Source organism: Sphingomonas sp. PP-CE-1A-559 (assembly GCF_004340965.1).
Taxonomy (GTDB): domain Bacteria; phylum Pseudomonadota; class Alphaproteobacteria; order Sphingomonadales; family Sphingomonadaceae; genus Sphingomonas.
In genome coordinates this window covers 19,197-39,346 of the sequence record NZ_SLYA01000007.1, presented here as the reverse complement: position 1 = coordinate 39,346, position 20,150 = coordinate 19,197, and the positions used below count along the sequence as shown (strand labels likewise).

Below are 20,150 nucleotides of genomic sequence, written 5' to 3'. Positions count from 1 at the left end.
GAATGCCGGTACCGATCGAACATTTCACGGATGTTTCCTCCTCCCCGCGGGAGGAGGAAACCGTCAGCCGATCACGCCGACGGCGCGGCCAGCGGTCTCGAACATCCCAAGGATCGTCGTGATCTGCTCGTCGGTATGTTCAGCGCACAGCGAGCACCGCAGCAAGAACGTCCCTGCAGGAGTCGCGGGCGGGCGCGCCATGTTGACGTAGAGACCACCCTCGAGCAGCGACTGCCAGATCGCGATCGCCTGTTCCTGGTCGGTCAGGATCACCGCGATGATCGCCGAGTCGGACGTCTCGGTGCCGAGCTTGAACCCCATCGCCTTCAGCCCGCCGTGCAGCCGACGCGCGTTCTTCCAGAGCTGCGCGCGCTTGTCGTGCGCGGTCATCAGCTTGCGGATCGAGGTCGCGGCGGTCGCGACCACCGAGGGGGGGAGCGATGCGGTGAAGATGTACGGGCGGCAGGCGAAGCGCACCATCTCGAACTTCGGATGGTTCGACACGACGAACCCGCCGACCGTGCCGACCGACTTCGAGAACGTGCCGACGACGAAATCGACCTCGTCGGTCAGCCCCATCTCCTCGTACACGCCGCGCCCGTTGGGGCCGAAAAAGCCCATCGAATGCGCCTCGTCGACCAGCACCATGCAGCCATGCTTCTTGGCGACCGCGACCATCTCCTTCAGCGGCGCGATGTCGCCGAGCATCGAATAGACGCCCTCGAGCACGACCAGCTTGCCGGCCTCCTTCGGCAGGCGGCCGAGCCGCTTGTCAAGATCGTTCACGTCGTTGTGGCGAAAACGGACGATCTCCGCATTGCCCTGCTTGCAGCCGTCGTAGATCGACGCGTGGCTGTCGGCGTCGAGGATGACGTATTCGCCCTTGCCGGCGAGCGTCGAGATGATCCCGAGATTGGCCATGTACCCGGTCGAGAACACGATCGCGCCGGTCATGTCGTAGAACTCGCGCAGGGCCTGCTCGACGTCGATATGGTCGTGGAACGTGCCGTTGAGCATCCGGCTGCCGTTGGTGCCCGACCCGAACGCATCGAGCGCATTCTTGCCCGCCTGGATCACGTCGGGGTCGAATGTCATGCCCATGTAATTGTACGTGCCGAGCAGGATCGTGTCCTTGCCGCGGATCACCGCCTGAGTCGGGCCCTTCACCTCGTCCATCACGATCGCGAACGGATTGCGCACGCCACTGGCGATCAGCGCCTCGCGTTCGGCGATCAGCGCGTCGAATTTCGACATGAGATCGCGTTCGGGGGCGACCTCCGGGGCGTCGACGGGGAGGGCGTGGGCGGTGGTGGCGGCTTCGGTCATTCTATCGATTCCACAGGTTGGAAGGTATCCCGATCCCCCAACCACCCCGTTCGCCCTGAGCGAAGTCGAAGGGTGGCCCGTGGGGCGCGGCTTCGACTTCGCTCAGCCCGAACGGGGGAGGGACGAAGGGCTTGCTCAGGCGGCCTTCAGTTTCGCAACCGCGTCGACCAACTGGCCAACCGTCTCGATCTCGGCCTGCATGTTCATCGTGATGATGATGTCGAATTCGTCCTCGATCGCCGCGACGAAATCCATGACGGTCAGGCTGTCCCACTCCAGGTCGCCCTGGAACGTCGTCGCATCGGTCAGCGGGGCGTTCTTCTTGTTGAACGGCTCGATCTGCGCGGTGACGGTGTCGTAGATCTGCTGGCGGTCGCTCATCGTAATCCTTCCGGGTGTCGGCGCAGTCCTGACAGGGAATTGCGGCGGCTTTTCGGCGCTATAGCAGCCCGGCGGCGCGATACCACGCCGCGGTTTGCGCGAGCGCCTGCGGGGTCGGGACGGACGGCGTCCACAGCGCGGGCGGCGGCGGCTTGTGCGAGACCCAATCGGGATGGCAGAAATAGCTGACCCGGTCGCGCGTGAGCTTCGCCTTGCGACGTCGGACGAGTTGGTCGGCGGCGGAGGCGAGCTTCAGGATCGCGCGGGGTGTCGAGAAGACCTTGACCGGCTTGCCGACGGCCACGCCGATCGCGCGCGCGAAATCGCGATTGTCCCAACCGTTCGGCACGCCGTCGTCGGGCTCCATGATCGACGGCGCATCGGCGGTCTCGGCGAGCGCGAGCAACAGCGTGGTCAAATCCTCGACGTACAGCAACGAGACTCGCGTGCCGGCCGGCGGCATCGGGATGTAGCCGGACCGTGCCGCCTTGAAGAGATCGAGAATATCAAGATCGCGCGGACCAAAGATCGCGGGCGGGCGGACGATCGTCCAGTCCAGCCCCGACGTCTGCACGCGCGTTTCCGCCTCGGCCTTCGACCAGCCGTAGTTCGACAGCGTCGACTCGCGCGCGGCGAGCGAGGAGACGTGGACGAAGCGGCGGATGCCGGCCGCTCGCGTCGCCTGAAGGATGCCTTCGGTGCCGGCGACGTTGCCCTCGGCAAAGCCCGCACGGTTGGCCGCGTTGACGACACCGGCGACGTGGATCACCACGTCCGCGCCTTCGACCAAGGTCGCGAGGCTCTTCGGGCGATCCAGCGCGCCTTCGATCCAGGTCACGCCGATGCGCTTGGCCTGCGGCTTCCGAGCGAGCGCGCGGACGGTGTGCCCGGTCTCGAGCGCATGATCGATCAGGTGGCTGCCGACGAACCCGGTGCCGCCGGTGATGGCCAGGATCATGACGGCGTCCCCGAGGTAGAAGTATGTTCACCCGCGAAGGCGGGTGCCCAGACTGGACACTCGCCTTCGCGGGTGAACAAGGCCCGGCCGATCATACGAGCGCCAGATGGTTGCGATGCACCAGCGCGGATCTTGGAGCGTAGCCAAGGATGGCCGCATGATCGTCGCTATGTCGACCAAGCAGGCGTGCGGTATCCGCCGCATCATATTCCGCAAGGCCCCGTGCGACAGTCCCGCTCGGCCCTTCGATCGTCACGAGGTCGCCCCGCGTGAAACCGCCGTCGATCCGTGTCGCGCCCGTGGCGAGCAAACTCCGCCCCTGACCAAGCGCAGCCGCAGCCCCCGCATCGACATGGATCGCACCCTTCGCGGTCAGCCCGCCCGCCAACCAAGCCTTCCGCGCAGACGCAGTCCGCTCGGCGGTGAAGATCGTGTGCCGGGCAGGGGTGGACAGCGGGTGCTCGATCCGGCCCGACGCGATCGCCAAAGGAATACCCGCACCCGTCGCGATCCGCGCCGCGGCGATCTTCGAGGCCATCCCACCCGATCCCATTCCCGAGCCCGACCCGTCGTCCGCCATCCCCGCCACCGCATCGATCCGCGGCACGCTGGCGATATGAGTTGCGGAGGGATCGGTATGCGGATTGGCGGTGTAGAGCCCGTCGACGTCGGACAGTAGGATCACGCCTTGCGCGCCGGCGGCCTGCGCGACGCGGGCGGCGAGGCGGTCATTGTCACCGAAGCGGATTTCCTCTGTCGCGACGCTGTCGTTCTCGTTGATGACGGGCACGACCTTCAGCGACAACAGCCGGTTGAGCGTCGCGGCGGCATTGAGATAGCGTCGCCGGTCTTCGAGATCGTCGAGCGTTACGAGTATCTGCGCTGCGTTAAGCCCCTGCGCGGCGAGCAGTTCGGCCCAGACTTGGCTGAGCGCGATCTGACCGGTCGCGGCCGCCGCCTGCGCATCTTCGAGGCTCGCCCGCCCACCCTTGGCGAGACCAAGCCGGCGCGCGCCCAAGGCAATCGCGCCAGACGACACGATCGCGACCTGCTGGCCTTCACCAGTCCGAGCGGCAATGTCGGCAACGAGACCGCTCAGCCACCCCCGCCGAACGCTCCCATCAGGATCGACTAACAACGCCGACCCGATCTTCACGATCAGCCGCGCGCAAGACGACGGTGGAAACATCATGCATTCCCCTCCCACTTGCGGGAGGGGTTAGGGGAGGGGCGGGCGTGACCTGTCGGCAAGAAAGCCCTCCCCCGACCCCTCCCGCAAGCGGGAGGGGAGAAATCTAAAGCCAACCCTCTCCCCGTAGGGGAGAGGGCTAAGCAAGACGTCAGAGCGGCGACCATGCGACCGGCACTTCGCCTTCTTCCAGTTCCTTCGCCGCGCCCGCCGCCGGCCCGATCGCCTCGATCAGCTGGTCCAGCACCGCCTCGATACCAGCACCACTCGCCCCCGAAATCGCCATCACCTCGGCACCACTGGCTTCCGCCAGCTCCGCCGACAGAGCCGCGATCAGCTCCGGATCGAGCATGTCGATCTTGTTCAGCGCGACGATTACCTTCTTGTCGGTGAGCCCCTCGCCGTAATTCTCCAGCTCGTCGCGCACGATCCGGTACGATTCGGCCACGTCACGGTCGTTCGCATCGACCAGATGCAGCAGCACCCGGCAACGCTCGATATGCCCGAGGAACCGGTCGCCGATCCCCGCACCTTCGGCCGCGCCCTGGATCAGCCCCGGAATATCCGCGATCACGAACTCGCGCTGCTTGTGGCGCACCACGCCCAGCTGCGGCCGCGTCGTCGTGAAGGCGTACTCGCCGACCTTGGCCTGCGCGTTCGTCACCTGGTTGATGAAGGTCGACTTGCCCGCATTCGGCAAGCCCACGAGGCCCGCATCGGCGAGCAGCTTCAGCCGCAGCCAGACCCACGCCTCGCCGAACGGCCAGCCGGTGCCGTGCTGGCGCGGGGTACGGTTGGTCGAGGTCTTGTAGCTCGCATTGCCGCGCCCGCCGTCGCCGCCACGGAACAGCACTTCGCGCTGGCCGACCTCGGTGAAGTCGATCAGCACCTCTTCCTTGTCCTCCGACAGCACCTGCGTGCCAAGGGGAACGCGGATGACGAGATCCTTGCCGCCTGCGCCGGTGCGGTTCGAGCCCGAACCACCCGAGCCGCGTGGCGCGCGGAAATGCTGCGTGTAGCGGAAGTCGATCAGCGTGTTCAGGCCGGCGATGCATTCGAACACGATGTCGCCGCCCTTGCCGCCATTGCCGCCATCGGGGCCGCCATATTCGATATATTTCTCGCGGCGGAAGCTGACGGCACCGGGGCCGCCCTCACCCGAACGTACGTAGATCTTGGCTTGGTCTAGAAAATGCATCGCCGCCCCATAGCGAAATTGGCGAAAATCTCCACCCTCTGCGATTCGGCCGGCAGTTCGAGTGGTTCAGCAGCGGGAAGGGGCGGCGGCGTCCTTGCTGGCGAGCAACGCATCGAGCGCGAGTTCGCGTGCCTTGCCGACCGGCAGCCCCAGCGCGCGCGCCATCGGCGCCCCCATCAGCGCATCGCCGAGTGCCATCAGCACCAGCGTCAACGTCTGCTCCTGGATCGGCTGATCGCCGGGCATGTCACCCTCTGCCAGCTCGTCGACGAGGTCGTGGATCGCGGTCAGGATCGGATCGAGCGCATTGGTATTGCCCGACAGGATCATCCAGCTCGCCAGCGCGCCCGCGCCGCCCTTGCCGAATGCGTCGAAGGTCATCTCGACGACCTCGCGTGGATCCAACTCGCCCGCCCGCACGCGCAGCACCGCGGCGCCGATCGTCCCGACGATGTCCGCTGCCATCCGCGTGATCAGCGCAGTATGCAGCGCTTCCGCCGAGCCAAAATGGTGGAGCAGGTTGGCGTGCGTCCGCCCGACGCGACCTGCCACAGCCTTTAGCGTGACGGCGCTGGGGCCGCTTTCGACGAGCAGGGCCCGCGCAGCCTCGACGGCGGCTTCACGCGATTCGGTGGGGGAGAGGCGCTTGCGCGGTGTTGACGTCACGGACCGGAAAACCTATTTACATCAATGTAAGTAACGAGTGTTCATTCCTGTTTGGAGGTTTCCGTGGCGAAAGCAACCACGCCTGCCGATCTGACGATCACCCCACGCGACCGCCGCTTCGGCCGCGGTGCCGCGATTCGTCGCTGGTGGCTGAACGACGATTCCGTAGCGACGGCGTTCTACAACGCGCTGTCGGTGACGTTTCCGAAGGGCGAGGGCTATTTCGTCGACAGCGTCCGGAAGTTTCGCGAGGGCACGCCGCCGAAACTCCACGCCGAGATCAACGCCTTCATCAAGCAGGAGGTGATCCACACGCGCGAGCACGTCGCGTTCAACCGCCACGTCACCGACCAGGGGTATGACGTCGCGCCGCTGATCGTGGACGTCGACGCGGCGCTGGCGCTGACCAAGGGCCGCCCCGAGATCGCGAGCCTCGCCGCCACCACCGCGCTCGAGCATTTCACCGCGATGCTGGCGCATGAACTGATCGCGAATCCGAAGCATCTCGCGGGCGGGGACCAGCAGGCGGCGGCGCTCTGGCTGTGGCATGCCGCCGAGGAGATCGAGCACAAGGGTGTCGCCTACGACACATGGCTGCACGCAACTCGCGATTGGCCGCGCTTCACGCGCTGGCGGGTGAAGTCGCTGGTGATGCTGATCACGACGTGGCGGTTCTTCACCGGACGCGCACGGGGGATGGCGGAATTGTTGCGACAGGACGGGCTTACCGGGCCGAGAGTGTGGGCGCGGATGGCGTGGTACGCGTTCGGCAATCCAGGGATGGCGCGCAAGATCGCGGGTGTGTGGGCGGCGTATTTCCTGCCGGGGTTCCACCCGTGGAAGCACGACGACCGCGCGCTGATCGGGCTGGCGGAGAGCGAGTATGAGGCGGCGGTGTTGCCGGTTGCGAAGCGGGCGGTCGCGGTGGCCTGAGCCCTGGGCTCGAGGCCTCTCCCTCCTTTCCCAGTTCTCCCGCGAAGGCGGGAGCCCAGGATACCAAGCACCACCGCCCGTGATTCCTGGACCCCCGCCTTCGCGGGGGAACAGCTATTGCTGAGGGGCTACCCACATAAACTGAAGCACCACCCCGGCGAAGGCCGGGGCCCAATTGGGGGACGCTTCTAACGGAGGTCAGCGCTCCGTTACTGCGACCTTTCCAATTGGGCCCCGGCCTTCGCCGGGGTGGTGCCGATCCATAATGGTCGCGCGACTCAAGCCGCCAAAGGCATCGGCGCACATCGATCGTCATCCAGATCCAGCTCGAACATCACCGCAGGAGCCTCACCCCCACGCCCCCGCGAAGTCCGAGCCTCGACCCGCCCCGTAGGCCGAAACCCTAGCTTCGCCAGCACGCGTCCCGACGCCGGGTTATCGACGAAATGGAACGCATCCAGCCGGTGCAGGCCCAGCGCATGCCGCGCCATCGCCACCACCGCCTCGCCAGCCTCGGTCGCATAGCCGCGACCCCAGGCGTCCGGCGCCAGCCAATAGCCAAGCTCATGCCCTGCATCCGCCGCGCGGATACCGATCCCGCCGACGAGTCGCGGCGTGCCCGCTTCCATCGTCTCGATCATGAAATGGGGATCGTGCGGCCCACGCGGCTGCGCCAGAAACGCCTCGGCATCGCTCAGCGCATACGGCCATGGCACGCGGCTCAGCTTAGCGACCACCGACTCATGGCCGATCGCCCGCGCCAGTGCAGGCGCATCTTCCGGCCAACCCGGCCGCAATGTCAGTCTCTTGGTGCGCGCGAACACGGCTCTCTCCTATCGCGTCATTGGCTGCGCGCATGCCACGTCGGGATGACGGGACCGCGACAGCCGCGTGGAGGGAGCAATAAAAAAGGGAGCCGGGGTGACCCGTCTCCCTTGTTCAGGTTCGCTTTCGCGACCCGGGTCACCCTGGTGGGCAACCCGGATGGTTACCCGATGTTTATTCGGCTGCTGCTGCCATCTCTGCCGTGTCGTTCGCTGCCAGCTCGACCGAGCAGAACTTGCGACCGAGTTTGCCCTGGCTGAACACGACGCGGCCATCGACCAGCGCGAACAGCGTGTGGTCGGTACCGATACCGACGTTCGTGCCCGGGTAGAACTTCGTCCCGCGCTGACGCACGAGAATGTTGCCGGCGACGCACGCCTGGCCACCGAACTTCTTGACGCCGAGGCGACGACCGGCCGAATCGCGACCGTTGCGCGAAGAGCCGCCTGCTTTCTTATGTGCCATCTGAAGCTACTCCTTATGCCTGAGCGGCCGGGGCATCAGCCTCGGTCTGCTTGGCGGTCTGGCCACCAACGCTGACGATCTTCAGGATCGTATGCTGCTGGCGATGGCCGTTCTTACGACGATAGTTATGACGACGACGCTTCTTGAAGACGATGACCTTGTCCGCCTTCGCCTGCGCGATGATCTCTGCAGCGACGACGAAGCCCTCGACGGACCGCAGCTCGGAGCCTTCGCCCGCCAGCAATACGTCACCCAGCGTCACCGACGCACCTGCATCGCCCTCGATCTTCTCGATGACGATCTTATCTCCGGCGGCGACGCGATACTGCTTGCCGCCCGTGCGCACGACTGCGAACATGGCCCTTGTCACTTTCCAAATACGTGTATCCCACGAACGCAGGGTCCGCCGGAAGAAGCCGGGCAGCTAAGCGAGGGGGGGAGGGTTGTCAACCGCGAAGGGGCGGTAAAGGGTGGTTTAGCGCGAGGTGCTACCCACCGGCGAGGCAGAGAATTGTTTCCCCGCGAAGGCGGGGGCCCAGTCTGGGCTCCCGCCTTCGCGGGAGAACAAGCTTTTTACAAGCTAAGCGATTCGCCTTTAATGCCGATGAACCTGCCGCAGCGCGTACCGACCATCCGCATATTCACTGAACAGCCCATCGATCGCCGGGTGGTCGACCGGCTCGTCGCTATCGTCCGGCACCAGATTCTGCTGGCTCACATAGGCGACGTAGCTCGACTCCATGTTCTCCGCGAGCAGATGGTAGAAGGGCTGGTCCTTCCGCGGCCGAATATCCTCGGGAATCGCAGCATACCATTCGTCGCTGTTCGCAAACACCGGATCCACGTCGAAGATCACCCCGCGAAAATCGAACAGCCGATGCCGCACGACGTCGCCGATCGAGAAATTCGCGTGCGAAACCGGCGGTGCGACCACCTCGGCGGGCACGATCGGGCGGGTGATGTCGTGAGCGATACTGTCGTGTCGGGGCATATCCGCCAATTTAGGGTTTGTTTTGCGCCGCACAAGGAAAACGCGTCGAGCGGCGCCCGGAGCGCTCAAAACCCTCTTGCATCGCTGGGGCCCTTTCATTAGAGGCCGCGCTTCGACCGATCGGAGGCGCTGTTCGCAGAGCTTCGGATGACCTGCGGAGAGGTGGCAGAGTGGTCGAACGTACCGCACTCGAAATGCGGCGTACCCGCGAGGGTACCGTGGGTTCGAATCCCACCCTCTCCGCCATTTATTCCCTATACCACCGGACATTCGCCGTCAGGCGCACCGCCATTGCGCGGTCGCGCGTGCATACGGCGATGGCAATGCCCTCCGTCGCGGCCTAGACGATGGGCGGTACGACCGCCGCCGCGTCGTCGAGAAGGATGCCGCACCAAGCCTATGATATCGACCGACCAGACTCTGGCAGACCTTGGCTGGACTGCGCATTTCGCGGACCAGCTGACCGAGGACGAGCGTCTCCACGGCCACCCTGTCCGCGTGATGGCCGTGCACCGCGGCAAGATCGCGGTTTCCGGCGCCAAATCGGACGGTTTCGTCTCGCCCTATATCGCAGGCGCGCAGCCGACCGACGATCACCCGACGGTCGGCGACTGGCTGCTGATCGACGATCGCACGCAGGAGGCGACGCGCGTCCTTCGCCGCATGAACCTGTTCAAGCGACGCTCGCCGGCCGATCCGCGGAAAGATCAGATGATCGCCGCCAATGTCGACACCGTCTTCATCGTCGCATCGTGCAACCAAGATTTCAGCATCGCCCGGCTCGAGCGCTATCTCGTGCTGGCGCGCGAGGTGGGGGTGCCCCCGGTCGTCGTCCTCACCAAGGCCGACCTGACCGACACGCCCGAGGAGTTCGCCGCCGCCGCGCGCGCGATCGAGCCGGGATTGCTCGTCGAAACGGTGGACGGGCGCGACCGGGCCGACGTCAAGCGGCTGGCGGCATGGTGCGGGCCCGGCAAGACCGTCGCGTTCCTCGGCTCGTCCGGCGTCGGCAAATCCACGCTCGTCAACGCGTTGCGGGGATCGGACAGCATCGGAACGCAGGCGGTGCGGGTCAAGGACGGTACCGGCCGTCACACGACGACGGTGCGCGAGATGCACCGGCTCGACCAGGGCGGCTGGCTGCTCGACCTTCCCGGTATGCGCGAACTGCAATTGTCGGAGGCGGCGACCGGGCTGGCCGAGGTGTTCGACGATATCGCGCTGCTCGCGCAGGAATGCCGCTTCGCCGACTGTTCGCACGGCGTCGAGCCGGGGTGCGCGATTCAGGCGGCGATCGCTGCGGGGACGCTGGCGCCGGACCGCTTCGAACGCTGGCGCAAGCTCAACGCGGAAGAAAACGGCGCCGCGTCACGGCTTACCAAGCGCCGGACCCGCTGACGGCCGGGATGCCGTTGGGCATCCCGGCGATGTCCACCGGATGAGAACTTGGACGGATCGACATTCGGCTTGAGGCGCTAGGTCAGCGCTTTTCCTGTCATGCCGGACTGGTTCCGGCATCCACGGTGCCGCAAAATCGATAGAATTTAGCTTGCGGAACGGTGGGCCCCGGAACGAGTCCGGGGTGACTGAGTGGTTTTAGGACCGGCGCGCCTCAAGCTGAATATCGATTAGCCCTAGAGACTGTCGTTATTGGCTCGACGGCATTGGGTAGGCAGCAAACGAAGATGTTTCAAAGTATAGATCGCTGCGGTGAACTATGCCGGACAAGCAAACGCCCGGACCGTTGCCGATCCGGGCGCCTGCGTGACGATCGCTCGTCAGCCCCCATTTTTTTGCTCTCGCATCTCGTCTTGCGACGGAGCGGAAAAGCAGTCCCCGAACCACGGCCGTTGCCTGTGTCTCAGCGAGTTTGTTGCTAGTTATGTCCGTGGATTTTGTCACGGTCTTTGCGCGAGGCGGCTCACGATTGAACTGCGCCTGTGGCGATTACGCAACAGACCAATCTAGACACCTCCGGATCGGGACTGACCCGGCCCTGGACGAGGGGGGCGCCGCACGCCGAGCACACCGCCACGCACCGGCCTCAGAACCGGCCCGACAGTTGCCTCGCAACGGGCCGCGTCCTAGAGCCGCTGCACTCTATCCCTAACGATCGAACCTGGCCGCCCATGATCCTGTCCCGCTACGAACGGATGATAGCCCGCCGCTATCTGCTGCCGGGCAAGGGTGAGGCGTTCATCTTCCTCGTCGCCTCGATCAGCCTGGTCGCGGTCATGCTCGGCGTCGCCGCGCTGGTGATCGTGATGAGCGTGATGAACGGCTTTCGCGCCGAGCTGTTCGACAAGATCGTCGGGCTCAACGGCCATGCGGTGGTGCAGGGCGTCGGCAACCGGCTCCCCGACTGGCGCGAGATCGTCGCGCAGGCGCAGAAGACGCCGGGCGTCACCAGCGCGCTGCCGCTGATCGAACAGCCGCTCGCCGCTACCTATAACGGCCGTGCCGAGGCGGTGCTGGTGCGCGGGATGCGTGTCGACGACATCCGCCGCAATTCGACGATCAGCAACAAGGTCGTGATGGGTTCGCTCCAGTCGATCACGCAAGGGTCCGGCCGGATCGCTATCGGCTCGCGGCTCGCCGAATCGCTCGGTGCGCAGGTCGGTTCGGAGATTTCGCTGTTCAGCCCGCAGGGCCAGACGACGCCGTTCGGCACGGTCCCGCGGATCGTCAGCTACACGGTCGGCGCGATCTTCGAGATCGGCGTCTATGATTACGACAAGGCGTACATCATCATGCCGATCGAGGACGCGCAGACGCTCCTCCTGATGGGCGACGCCGCCGGCATGGTCGAGCTGAAGACGGTCGACGCGGACCGCGTCGGCGAGATCCTGAAGCCGCTCGCGGACAAGATCGGCGGCAACGCGGTGATCGCCGATTGGCGGACGATGAACGCCCAGCTGTTCGAGGCACTCGCGGTCGAGCGCGTCGCGATGTTCACCGTGCTGTCGATCATCATCCTGGTCGCGGTGTTCAACATCCTCTCGTCGCTGATCATGCTGGTCCGCGCCAAGACGCGCGACATCGCGATCCTGCGGACGATGGGCGCGACGCGCGGCTCGATGATGCGGATCTTCATCGTCGTCGGCACCACCATCGGGGCGCTCGGCACGGTCGCGGGCCTCGTGCTCGGCTTCATCTTCCTGTTCTACCGACAGGGCGTCGTGAACTTCGTCCAGCTCCTCACCGGCCAGAATTTGTGGGATCCGTCGATCCGCTATCTGACCGAACTCCCGTCGAAGACCGACCCCGTCGAGATCGTCGTGATCGCGCTGATGGCGCTCGTCTTCAGCTTCCTCGCAACGCTCTATCCGGCCTGGAAAGCGGCGAGTACCGACCCCGTGCAGGTGCTGCGTTATGAATGAAGGCCTCAAAATCGATCGCCAGATCGAGAAGTTCGACGATTACGTCCTCCAGACCAGCGGGCTGACCAAGAGCTTCACGCAGGGTGGCGCGACGATCGACGTCCTGCGCGGCGTCGACCTCGCGATCGCACCGGGCGAGATCGTCGCGCTGCTCGGGCCGTCGGGCTCGGGCAAGTCGACTCTGTTGCAAGCCGTGGGCCTGCTCGAGGGCGGCTTTCAGGGATCGATCAGGATCGCGGGCACCGAGGCGGCCAAGCTCAACGCGCATGAGCGGACCGTGGTGCGCCGCGACAGCCTCGGCTTCGTCTATCAGTTCCACCACCTGCTGCCGGACTTCAACGCGACCGAGAACGTCGTCCTCCCGCAACTCGTCCACGGTGCGACGCGGGCCGAGGCGGACGCGCGCGCCGCGCAGTTGTTGACGCAACTCGGTCTCGGCCACCGCCTGACGCACCGCCCGAGCCAGCTCTCCGGCGGTGAGCAACAGCGCGTTGCGGTCGCCCGCGCGCTTGCCAACAAGCCCGCGCTGGTGCTGGCGGACGAGCCGACCGGCAACCTCGACGAGCATACCGCCGACATCGTCTTCGCTGAGTTCATCCGTCTGGTCCGCGAACAGGGCACCGCGGCGGTGGTCGCGACGCACAACGAGCGGCTCGCGGCCCGCATGGACCGCGTGCTGCGACTGCACGAGGGACGCCTAGCGTGACCTGGGGCGAGACGCCGACGCTGACCGGGCGTCACGTCACGCTTCGTCCGCTGGTTGCCGACGACATGGACGCGCTGGTCGCGGCCGCGTCGGCGGACAATTTGTGGGACACATTCTACGCCAACGTCGCGATGATGAAGGCACCCGACCGCTGGCTCGACGCCGCGTTGCGCGAACAGGACTTCGGGCGGGCGCGACTGTTTGCGGTGGTGGCCGGCGGGACCGTCGTCGGCACCACGCGCTTCATGCGGATGAACGAGGGCAACAAGCGAGTCGAGATCGGCGGCACCTTCTACGCCAAGTCCGTACAGCGCTCCGGCGTCAACACCGAAGCCAAGCTGATGCTGCTGACCCACGCCTTCGAATCACTCGGCTGCGAATGCGTCCAGATTCGCACCGACTCGCTCAACAAGAACTCTCAACGCGCGATCGAACGCCTAGGCGCCAAGCGCGACGGCATACTGCGCGGGCACCAAGTGATGGCCGACGGCCGCTTGCGCGACACGGTCGTCTACAGCATCCTCCGCCACGAATGGCCCGGCGTGCGTCAGAACCTGACGTATCTGCTCGCGCGAAACGAGGACCGCCCATGACCGCGATCACCGACTTCACCGTAAAAAACGCCGACGGCACAGCGACTTCGCTCGAACCCCACCGCGGCAAGGTGCTGTTGATCGTCAACACCGCCTCAAAATGCGGCTTCACCCCCCAATATGACGGCCTCGAAGCACTCCATCGTGACTATGCCGATCGGGGTTTCGAAGTCCTCGCGTTCCCGTGCAACCAGTTTGGCGGGCAGGAACCCGGCGACGCGGCGGAGATCGCCAATTTCTGCACGCTGACCTACGACGTGACGTTCCCGGTCTTCGCGAAGATCGACGTCAACGGGGCAGGGGCCGACCCGCTGTTCGAGCGGCTGAAGTCCGACGCGCCGGGCGTGCTCGGGTCGAAGGCGATCAAGTGGAACTTCACCAAGTTCCTTGTCGGTCGCGATGGGGCGGTGGTGGACCGCTACGCCCCGACGACCAAGCCCGAGGACATCCGCAAGGATATCGAGAAGCTGCTCTAACCCACAGGGGCACCACCCCACACCACCACCCCGGCGAAGGCCGGGGCCCAATTGGGGGACGGCGGTGAAGACCGCTGCGCTCCGTTACTGCAACCTCACCAATTGGGCCCCGGCCTTCGCCGGGGTGGCGCTTTCTCGCGAGGAGAGGCCAAGCATCCCAACGTAGCGTGTTCCCCCGCGAAGGCGGGGGCCCAGACTGGACTCCCGCCTTCGCGGGAGAACAAGCAGTTCGCGGGGAAAGTCAGGCGGTCACCGAAAACGCCGGTGCGCCCTTCTTGTGCGCGAGGGCCGAAGCAACCGAAGTCACCCCGCCAAACAGGAAGCTGATCCCCAGCACATACCCCGGCAACGTCAACGCCGACCAAGGCAGCGTCGCCAACACGATCACCGCCAGCAGTATGTTCACCACACCCAGCGCGATCATCAGCCCCATGCCCCGCCGAAACCGCGCGCCAAGCCCGATCTCCAACGCGCCGCGCACACCCAGCCAAACCGCAATCAGCAACGTCAGCGAGATCGCGCCCGTCGCCGGCTCGAACGCCATGATCAGCCCGATCACCAGCGACACCAGCCCAAACCCGATCGCGTAGCCGCGCCCTTCGTGTCCCTTGCCGGCAAACCCCGACACGATCGACACGATCCCGGCCGCAATCAGGAACGCCCCGATCACCAGAGTCGCGGCATAGGTCGCGGAAAACGGCGATGCGAACGCCATGATCCCGAGCACCACCGACAGCACGCCGTAGGCCAGGATCCACCCCCAGCCGGCCCCCGCACGAGGCGTCCCCGCAGCCGTGGTTTCGGTATCGGCAAAGTGCCCGCGTGGATCGGTCATGTATAATGCTCCCAGAAGTCCCCGCCGCAACGGCTCGTCGTGTCCGCGGTTCCGATCGGACTCAACGGCGCTGGTCGAATCGCACCGCAGCGCCTACCTCCGGTCGATGCATTCCGGTTACGTCCCCCTCCGCGTTTTCTCCTGCTACACCATGCTCGACGGCGCCATCGATCCCAAGGCAATCGCCAAGCAGGCGCGCGCGCTGGGCTTTCCCGCCGCCGCGCTGACCGATCGCAACGGGCTCTACGCCGCGATGGCCTATTCCGACGCCGCCAAGAAGGATGGCGTCCAGCCGATCATCGGCGTGATGCTCGGCGTCGGCCGTCCCGACATGCCCGACGGCGTCGCGACGCAGTTCGACTGGCTCGCGCTCTACGCGCAGACCATGACCGGCTACGACAATCTCTGCGCGCTCGTCTCGATGGCGCATCTCGACCGCCCGATCGAGATGCCCGCGCACGTCGACTTCGCCGCACTAGAACGCCACACCGACGGCCTGATCGCGCTCACCGCAGGCGGCGAAGGCGGCCTCGCCCGTCTGTTCGCGGAAGGCCAGCCCGCCCGCGCCCGCGCCTATCTCGATCGCCTGCAAGGGCTGTTCGGCGACCGCCTCTACATCGAACTCTCGCGCCGCAACGACGCGATCGAGACGGCGGCCGAAACGGACCTCATCGACATCGCCTATGAGCGCAACCTGCCGCTGGTCGCGACCAATCCGTGCTGCTTCACCGAGAGCGCATTCGGCGACGCGCACGACGCCATGCTCTGCATCGCGCACTCGACCTATGTCGAGACCGAGGACCGCATCCGCAGCTGTCCCGAAGCCTGGATGAAGCCCGCGCCGGTCATGCACGAGATGTTCGCCGACCTGCCCGAGGCGATCGCCAACACGCTCGTCGTCGCGCAGCGCTGCGCGGTGATGGCACCGTATCGGAAGCCGATCCTCCCCAGCCTAGCCGGTGACATCGAGGGTGAGGCAAAGCTCCTCCGCGACGACGCCGAAGCCGGTCTCGAAGCCCGCCTCGCCCGCATCGCCGAACTCCACGGCGAAGGCGAAGACGGCTGGCGCGACGTGTACCGCAAGCGGCTCGCGTTCGAGGTCGACGTGATCGTCCAGATGGGCTTCCCAGGCTACTTCCTGATCGTCGCCGACTTCATCAAATGGGCGAAGGACCACGACATCCCGGTCGGCCCGGGCCGTGGTTCGGGCGCAGGCTCGGTCGTCGCCTGGTCGCTGACGATCACCGATCTCGACCCGATCAAACTGGGCCTGCTGTTCGAGCGCTTCCTGAACCCGGAACGCGTGTCGATGCCCGATTTCGACATCGATTTCTGCGAAACCCGCCGTGTCGAGGTGATTCGCTACGTCCAGGAGAAATACGGCCGCGATCAGGTCGCGCAGATCATCACCTTCGGGAAGCTGAAGGCGCGCGCGGTGCTCAAGGACACCGGCCGCGTGTTGCAGATGAGCTACGGCCAGATCGACCGGCTGGCGAAGCTTGTCCCCAACCACCCGACCGATCCCTGGACGTTGGAGCGCGCGCTGAACGGCGTCGGCGAACTCGCGAAGGAATATGCCAACGACAACGGCGTCCGGAAGCTGCTCGATCTGGCAATGAAGCTGGAGGGCCTGCCTCGCCACTCCTCCACCCACGCCGCCGGCGTGGTCATCGGCGACCGCCCGCTCGCACAGCTCGTCCCGCTCTACCGCGATCCGCGCTCCGACATGCCCGTCACGCAGTTCGACATGAAATATGTCGAAGGCGCGGGCCTGGTGAAGTTCGATTTCCTCGGGCTCAAGACGCTGTCTGTGTTGCAGAAGGCGGTGCAACTGCTCGCCAAGCGCGGCCTGACCGTCGATCTCGACGCGCTCGAATGGGACGACACCGGCGTCTACGCGCTCCTGCAAAAGGGCGACACGGTCGGCGTGTTCCAGCTTGAGTCGGAGGGCATGCGCCGCACGCTGTCCGCCGTCCGCCCGTCCAATTTCGGCGATATCATCGCGCTCGTGTCGCTCTATCGACCGGGCCCGATGGACAACATCCCGTCGTTCGGCCGCCGCAAGAACGGCACCGAGGCGATCGACTACCCGCACCCGCTGCTCGAACCGATCCTGGCGGAGACCTACGGGATCTTCGTCTACCAGGAACAGGTCATGCAGGCAGCCCAGGTGCTGGCGGGCTTCTCGCTCGGCGGCGCCGATCTGCTGCGCCGCGCGATGGGCAAGAAGGTGAAGGCCGAGATGGACGCGCAGCGCGCGGGCTTCGTCGAGGGTTGCCTGAGCGTCAACGGCATCAAGAAGGCCGAGGCGAACGCGCTGTTCGACTTGATCGACAAGTTTGCCGGCTACGGCTTCAACAAGAGCCACGCCGCGGCTTACGCGCTGCTCGCGTACCAGACCGCGTGGCTGAAGGCGCACCACCCGCACGAATTCTTCGCCGCCTCGATGTGCTACGATCTGCACCAGACCGACAAGCTCGCGATCTTCACCGACGACATGCGCCGTCTCGGGATCACCGCGCTGCCGCCCTGCATCAACGCAAGCCAGGCCGAGTTCGACGTCGAGGTACTGCCCGACGTCGAGGAGAACAACCTCGCCGTCCGCTATGCCCTCGGCGCACTGAAATCGGTCGGCGAAGGCGCGATGGAAAAGCTCATCGTCGAGCGTGTCCAGAACGGCCCGTTCGCCGGCCTCGACGACCTCGCCAAGCGAGTCGACCCGCGCCTGCTCAACAAGCGCCAGCTCGAAACGCTCGCCGCCGCCGGTGCCTTCGACGGCCTCGATCAGAACCGCGCCGGCATCCACGCCACCGCCGAGACGATCCTCGCGATCGCCGCGCGCACGCACGAACAGAAGACCAGCGGGCAGGGCGGCCTGTTCGGGGACGCCGAACCCGCCGGCGACGCGATCAAGCTGCCGCCATCGGTCCGCTGGACGCTCAGCCAGCGCATGGATCAGGAGAAGGAGGCGTTCGGCTTCTATTTCTCCGCGCACCCGGTCGATCGTCACCGCCATATCGCGGTCAGCCATGGCGCCCGCGCCTACACCGCGCTGTCGGAGCTCAATATCCCCGACGACGGCAGCCGCGCCGGCGCGACGATGGCGGTGCTGGTCGAGGACGCCCGCTACCGCACTTCCGCGCGCGGCAAGCGCTTCATGATGGCGCAATGCTCCGACGCGAGTGGCCAGTTCATGGCGACCTGCTTCGACGACCAGGTCTCGAAGGATCTGGAGGAAGCGGCAAAGGCCGGCGGCTGCGGGCTCATTACCGTCGAGCTCGATCGCAAGCCCGGCGAGGACACGCCGCGCGTCAGCATCAAGCGCATCCAGCCGTTCGAAGGCCTCGCCAACTTGGCACGCTTCCAGGTGGTCGTGACGATCTCCGACATGACCGCCTTCGCCGGCCTCGCATCGCTTTTGGCCGAGCATCGCGGCGCGCGAGGCGAGGTGCGAGTCCGTGCGCAACTGCCCGACGGCGAGGTCTGCATCCTGCTGGGTCGCGACTTCCTCCTCGACGGAGAGCTTGTCGAGCACATCGAGTCGTTGCACGGTGTCGCCAAGGTGGAGATGAAGACCTCGGAAACGAGGCTCGCTCTAGTCGGATAACGAGCTTGGGAGAGCGAGAATGCTTGGTGGAATGCAGGATTTCGAGCTTCGTGTTCCCCGCCTGATCGACCACGCGGCGAGAGAGCATGGCGCGAGGGAACTCGTCAGCTACTGGGCCGACGGTCGCGAGACGCGCATCAACTGGGCGGGTATCGCGCGCGACGCCCGCAAACTGGCTCAAGCGCTCGAAAAGCTAGGCGTAGCGCCCGGCGACCGGGTCGCGACGCTGGCGATGAACCACGCGCACCACCTCGTCGCCTGGTACGGCACGATCGGCATGGGCGGCGTGATCCACACGATCAACCCGCGGCTGTTCGACGAACAACTCGTCTACATCGCCAACCACGCCGAAGACCGCGTGATGCTCTACGACAAGGCGTTCCAGCCGCTCGTCGATCGCCTCCGCGCGCAATGGACCAGCATTCGGCATTACGTCTGCTTCGACGATCTCGGCCCCGACGGCTTCCAGGCGCTGCTCGACGCCGAGGACGGTGACTATGAATGGGTCGAAGGCCCCGAGCGCGAGCCTTGCATGCTCTGCTACACCAGCGGCACCACCGGCAATCCGAAGGGCGTGCTCTATACGCACCGCTCGACGCTGATCCACGCGATGGCCGAGGTCGCGCCGTGGGTGTTCGATCTTTCTCCCAATGCTGTCGTGCTGCCGGTCGTGCCGATGTTCCATGCCGCCGCCTGGGGCCTGCCGTTCGCCTGCGCGCTGTCGGGGGCGAAAGTGGTCTATTCCGCGGTCAACGATCCGGCCGTGCTGTGCCGCCTGATGAACGACGAGAAGGTCACGCATTCCGCCGGCGTGCCGACCGTATGGCTAGCGATGTTCGGCCACATGGAAGCGACCGGCGACGCGCCCGCGTATCTGAAACTGGTCACGATCGGCGGCTCGGCCGCGCCGCGCGCGATGATCGAGCGGATCATGGGCATGGGCGCCACGGTGAAGCACCTCTGGGGCATGACCGAGACCTCGCCGATTGGCACCGCCGGCTTCGCGCCCCCACACTGGGAGGACATGAGCCATGAGGAAAAGCTGGACCTCGTCGGCAAGCAGGGCAGCGTCCCCTTCGGCATAGAACTCCGCATTATCGACGACGAAGGCACGGTGCTAGCCCGCGACGGCAAGGTCGCCGGCCGGTTGCAGGTGAGGGGCCCCTGGGTAGTCCAACGCTATTTCGGCGCCGACGAGGACGCGGTTGACGGTGAATCCTGGTTCGACACCGGCGACGTCGCGATGCTGCATGCGGACGGCACGATGCAAATTACCGACCGCTCGAAGGACGTCATCAAGTCCGGCGGCGAATGGATCAGCTCGGTCGATCTCGAGAACGCGGCGGTCGGCTGTCCGGGCGTGGCGGAGGCGGCGGCGATCGGCATCCACCACCCCAAGTGGGACGAGCGCCCGCTGCTGCTGGTCGTCCGCAAACCCGGCAGCAACGTCGGAGAAGCCGAGATTCGCGACCACCTGGCCGAGTACGTTGCGAAATGGTGGCTCCCCGACGCGATCGTCTTCGTCGACGACCTGCCGCACACCGCCACGGGCAAGCTACTGAAAACCGCCCTACGCGAACGCTTCAAGGATTTCGCGCTGGCGTCAGCCTGACTGGTCTTC

19 protein-coding genes and 1 tRNA gene are annotated in these 20,150 nt (G+C 65.8%); 9 read left to right on the top strand and 11 right to left on the bottom strand.

Annotated elements, in window-relative coordinates; genetic code table 11:
• Positions 1-63 precede the first annotated feature (63 nt).
• The 6 genes from C8J42_RS16490 to C8J42_RS16460 all read right to left on the bottom strand — a co-directional run bounded on the left by C8J42_RS16490 (position 64) and on the right by C8J42_RS16460 (position 5,718).
• Complete coding sequence (locus C8J42_RS16490) at positions 64-1,326, bottom strand: aminotransferase class I/II-fold pyridoxal phosphate-dependent enzyme (protein WP_133020935.1); 1,263 nt, start codon at positions 1,324-1,326, stop codon at positions 64-66.
• A 135-nt stretch (positions 1,327-1,461) separates the two neighbouring features.
• Entirely contained in the window at positions 1,462-1,707 is a 246-nt protein-coding gene (locus tag C8J42_RS16485) for an acyl carrier protein (RefSeq protein WP_133020934.1), read from the bottom strand.
• Positions 1,708-1,765: 58 nt separating this feature from the next.
• Positions 1,766-2,665: an NAD(P)-dependent oxidoreductase gene (locus tag C8J42_RS16480; protein ID WP_133020933.1), complete on the bottom strand. Its 900-nt coding sequence runs from the start codon at positions 2,663-2,665 to the stop codon at positions 1,766-1,768.
• Between the two features lie 91 nt (positions 2,666-2,756).
• Positions 2,757-3,857, bottom strand: a complete 1,101-nt coding sequence (gene proB, locus C8J42_RS16475) for a glutamate 5-kinase (protein WP_133020932.1) — start codon at positions 3,855-3,857, stop codon at positions 2,757-2,759.
• A 148-nt stretch (positions 3,858-4,005) separates the two neighbouring features.
• Entirely contained in the window at positions 4,006-5,052 is a 1,047-nt protein-coding gene (gene obgE, locus C8J42_RS16465; protein ID WP_133020931.1) for a GTPase ObgE, read from the bottom strand.
• Between the two features lie 66 nt (positions 5,053-5,118).
• Positions 5,119-5,718 carry a TetR/AcrR family transcriptional regulator gene (locus C8J42_RS16460; protein WP_133020930.1) on the bottom strand — a complete coding sequence of 200 codons (600 nt, stop codon included), beginning with the start codon at positions 5,716-5,718 and terminating at the stop codon, positions 5,119-5,121.
• A 63-nt stretch (positions 5,719-5,781) separates the two neighbouring features.
• On the opposite strand from C8J42_RS16460, the gene C8J42_RS16455 reads away from it, so the two are divergent.
• Positions 5,782-6,651 carry a metal-dependent hydrolase gene (locus C8J42_RS16455; protein ID WP_133020929.1) on the top strand — a complete coding sequence of 290 codons (870 nt, stop codon included), beginning with the start codon at positions 5,782-5,784 and terminating at the stop codon, positions 6,649-6,651.
• A 278-nt stretch (positions 6,652-6,929) separates the two neighbouring features.
• On the opposite strand, the gene C8J42_RS16450 is transcribed toward C8J42_RS16455, so the two are convergent.
• The 4 genes from C8J42_RS16450 to hspQ form a co-directional block, all read right to left on the bottom strand.
• Complete coding sequence (locus tag C8J42_RS16450; RefSeq protein WP_243644533.1) at positions 6,930-7,475, bottom strand: GNAT family protein; 546 nt, start codon at positions 7,473-7,475, stop codon at positions 6,930-6,932.
• A gap of 175 nt (positions 7,476-7,650) precedes the next feature.
• On the bottom strand, positions 7,651-7,941 hold the full coding sequence (gene rpmA, locus C8J42_RS16445) for a 50S ribosomal protein L27 (protein WP_133020928.1): 291 nt from the start codon (positions 7,939-7,941) through the stop codon (positions 7,651-7,653).
• A 13-nt stretch (positions 7,942-7,954) separates the two neighbouring features.
• Positions 7,955-8,299 (bottom strand): 50S ribosomal protein L21, encoded by a 345-nt coding sequence (gene rplU / locus C8J42_RS16440; RefSeq protein ID WP_056065957.1) that lies wholly within the window; start codon positions 8,297-8,299, stop codon positions 7,955-7,957.
• Between the two features lie 237 nt (positions 8,300-8,536).
• The gene (hspQ, locus tag C8J42_RS16435) at positions 8,537-8,932 is read right to left on the bottom strand and encodes a heat shock protein HspQ (protein ID WP_056065959.1); all 396 of its coding nucleotides are present in this window, start codon (positions 8,930-8,932) and stop codon (positions 8,537-8,539) included.
• Between the two features lie 156 nt (positions 8,933-9,088).
• Here hspQ and C8J42_RS16430 point away from each other — a divergent pair.
• From C8J42_RS16430 to C8J42_RS16405, 6 genes are all read left to right on the top strand, one after another.
• Positions 9,089-9,178 (top strand) — tRNA-Ser (locus C8J42_RS16430).
• A 153-nt stretch (positions 9,179-9,331) separates the two neighbouring features.
• Positions 9,332-10,330, top strand: coding sequence for a ribosome small subunit-dependent GTPase A (rsgA, locus tag C8J42_RS16425; RefSeq protein ID WP_133020927.1), 999 nt, complete (start codon positions 9,332-9,334; stop codon positions 10,328-10,330).
• A gap of 731 nt (positions 10,331-11,061) precedes the next feature.
• Positions 11,062-12,312 (top strand): lipoprotein-releasing ABC transporter permease subunit, encoded by a 1,251-nt coding sequence (locus tag C8J42_RS16420; protein WP_056489550.1) that lies wholly within the window; start codon positions 11,062-11,064, stop codon positions 12,310-12,312.
• Entirely contained in the window at positions 12,305-13,018 is a 714-nt protein-coding gene (locus C8J42_RS16415) for an ABC transporter ATP-binding protein (protein ID WP_133020926.1), read from the top strand. The genes C8J42_RS16420 and C8J42_RS16415 overlap by 8 nt, the downstream gene beginning before the upstream one ends.
• Positions 13,015-13,611 carry a GNAT family protein gene (locus C8J42_RS16410; RefSeq protein ID WP_133020925.1) on the top strand — a complete coding sequence of 199 codons (597 nt, stop codon included), beginning with the start codon at positions 13,015-13,017 and terminating at the stop codon, positions 13,609-13,611. The genes C8J42_RS16415 and C8J42_RS16410 overlap by 4 nt, the downstream gene beginning before the upstream one ends.
• Positions 13,608-14,087 (top strand): glutathione peroxidase, encoded by a 480-nt coding sequence (locus tag C8J42_RS16405; RefSeq protein WP_133020924.1) that lies wholly within the window; start codon positions 13,608-13,610, stop codon positions 14,085-14,087. The genes C8J42_RS16410 and C8J42_RS16405 overlap by 4 nt, the downstream gene beginning before the upstream one ends.
• 241 nt (positions 14,088-14,328) lie before the next feature.
• Here C8J42_RS16405 and C8J42_RS16400 read toward each other — a convergent pair whose 3' ends face one another.
• A complete protein-coding gene (locus C8J42_RS16400) occupies positions 14,329-14,922 on the bottom strand; it encodes an HdeD family acid-resistance protein (protein ID WP_133020923.1) in 594 nt (197 codons plus the stop codon).
• A 106-nt stretch (positions 14,923-15,028) separates the two neighbouring features.
• Between C8J42_RS16400 and dnaE the strand changes: the two genes are divergently transcribed.
• Together dnaE and C8J42_RS16390 are read left to right on the top strand one after the other, a co-directional pair.
• A complete protein-coding gene (gene dnaE, locus C8J42_RS16395) occupies positions 15,029-18,529 on the top strand; it encodes a DNA polymerase III subunit alpha (protein ID WP_133020922.1) in 3,501 nt (1,166 codons plus the stop codon).
• Positions 18,530-18,548: 19 nt separating this feature from the next.
• Positions 18,549-20,141, top strand: coding sequence for a long-chain fatty acid--CoA ligase (locus C8J42_RS16390; protein ID WP_133020921.1), 1,593 nt, complete (start codon positions 18,549-18,551; stop codon positions 20,139-20,141).
• The last annotated feature ends 9 nt before the right edge of the window (positions 20,142-20,150 follow it).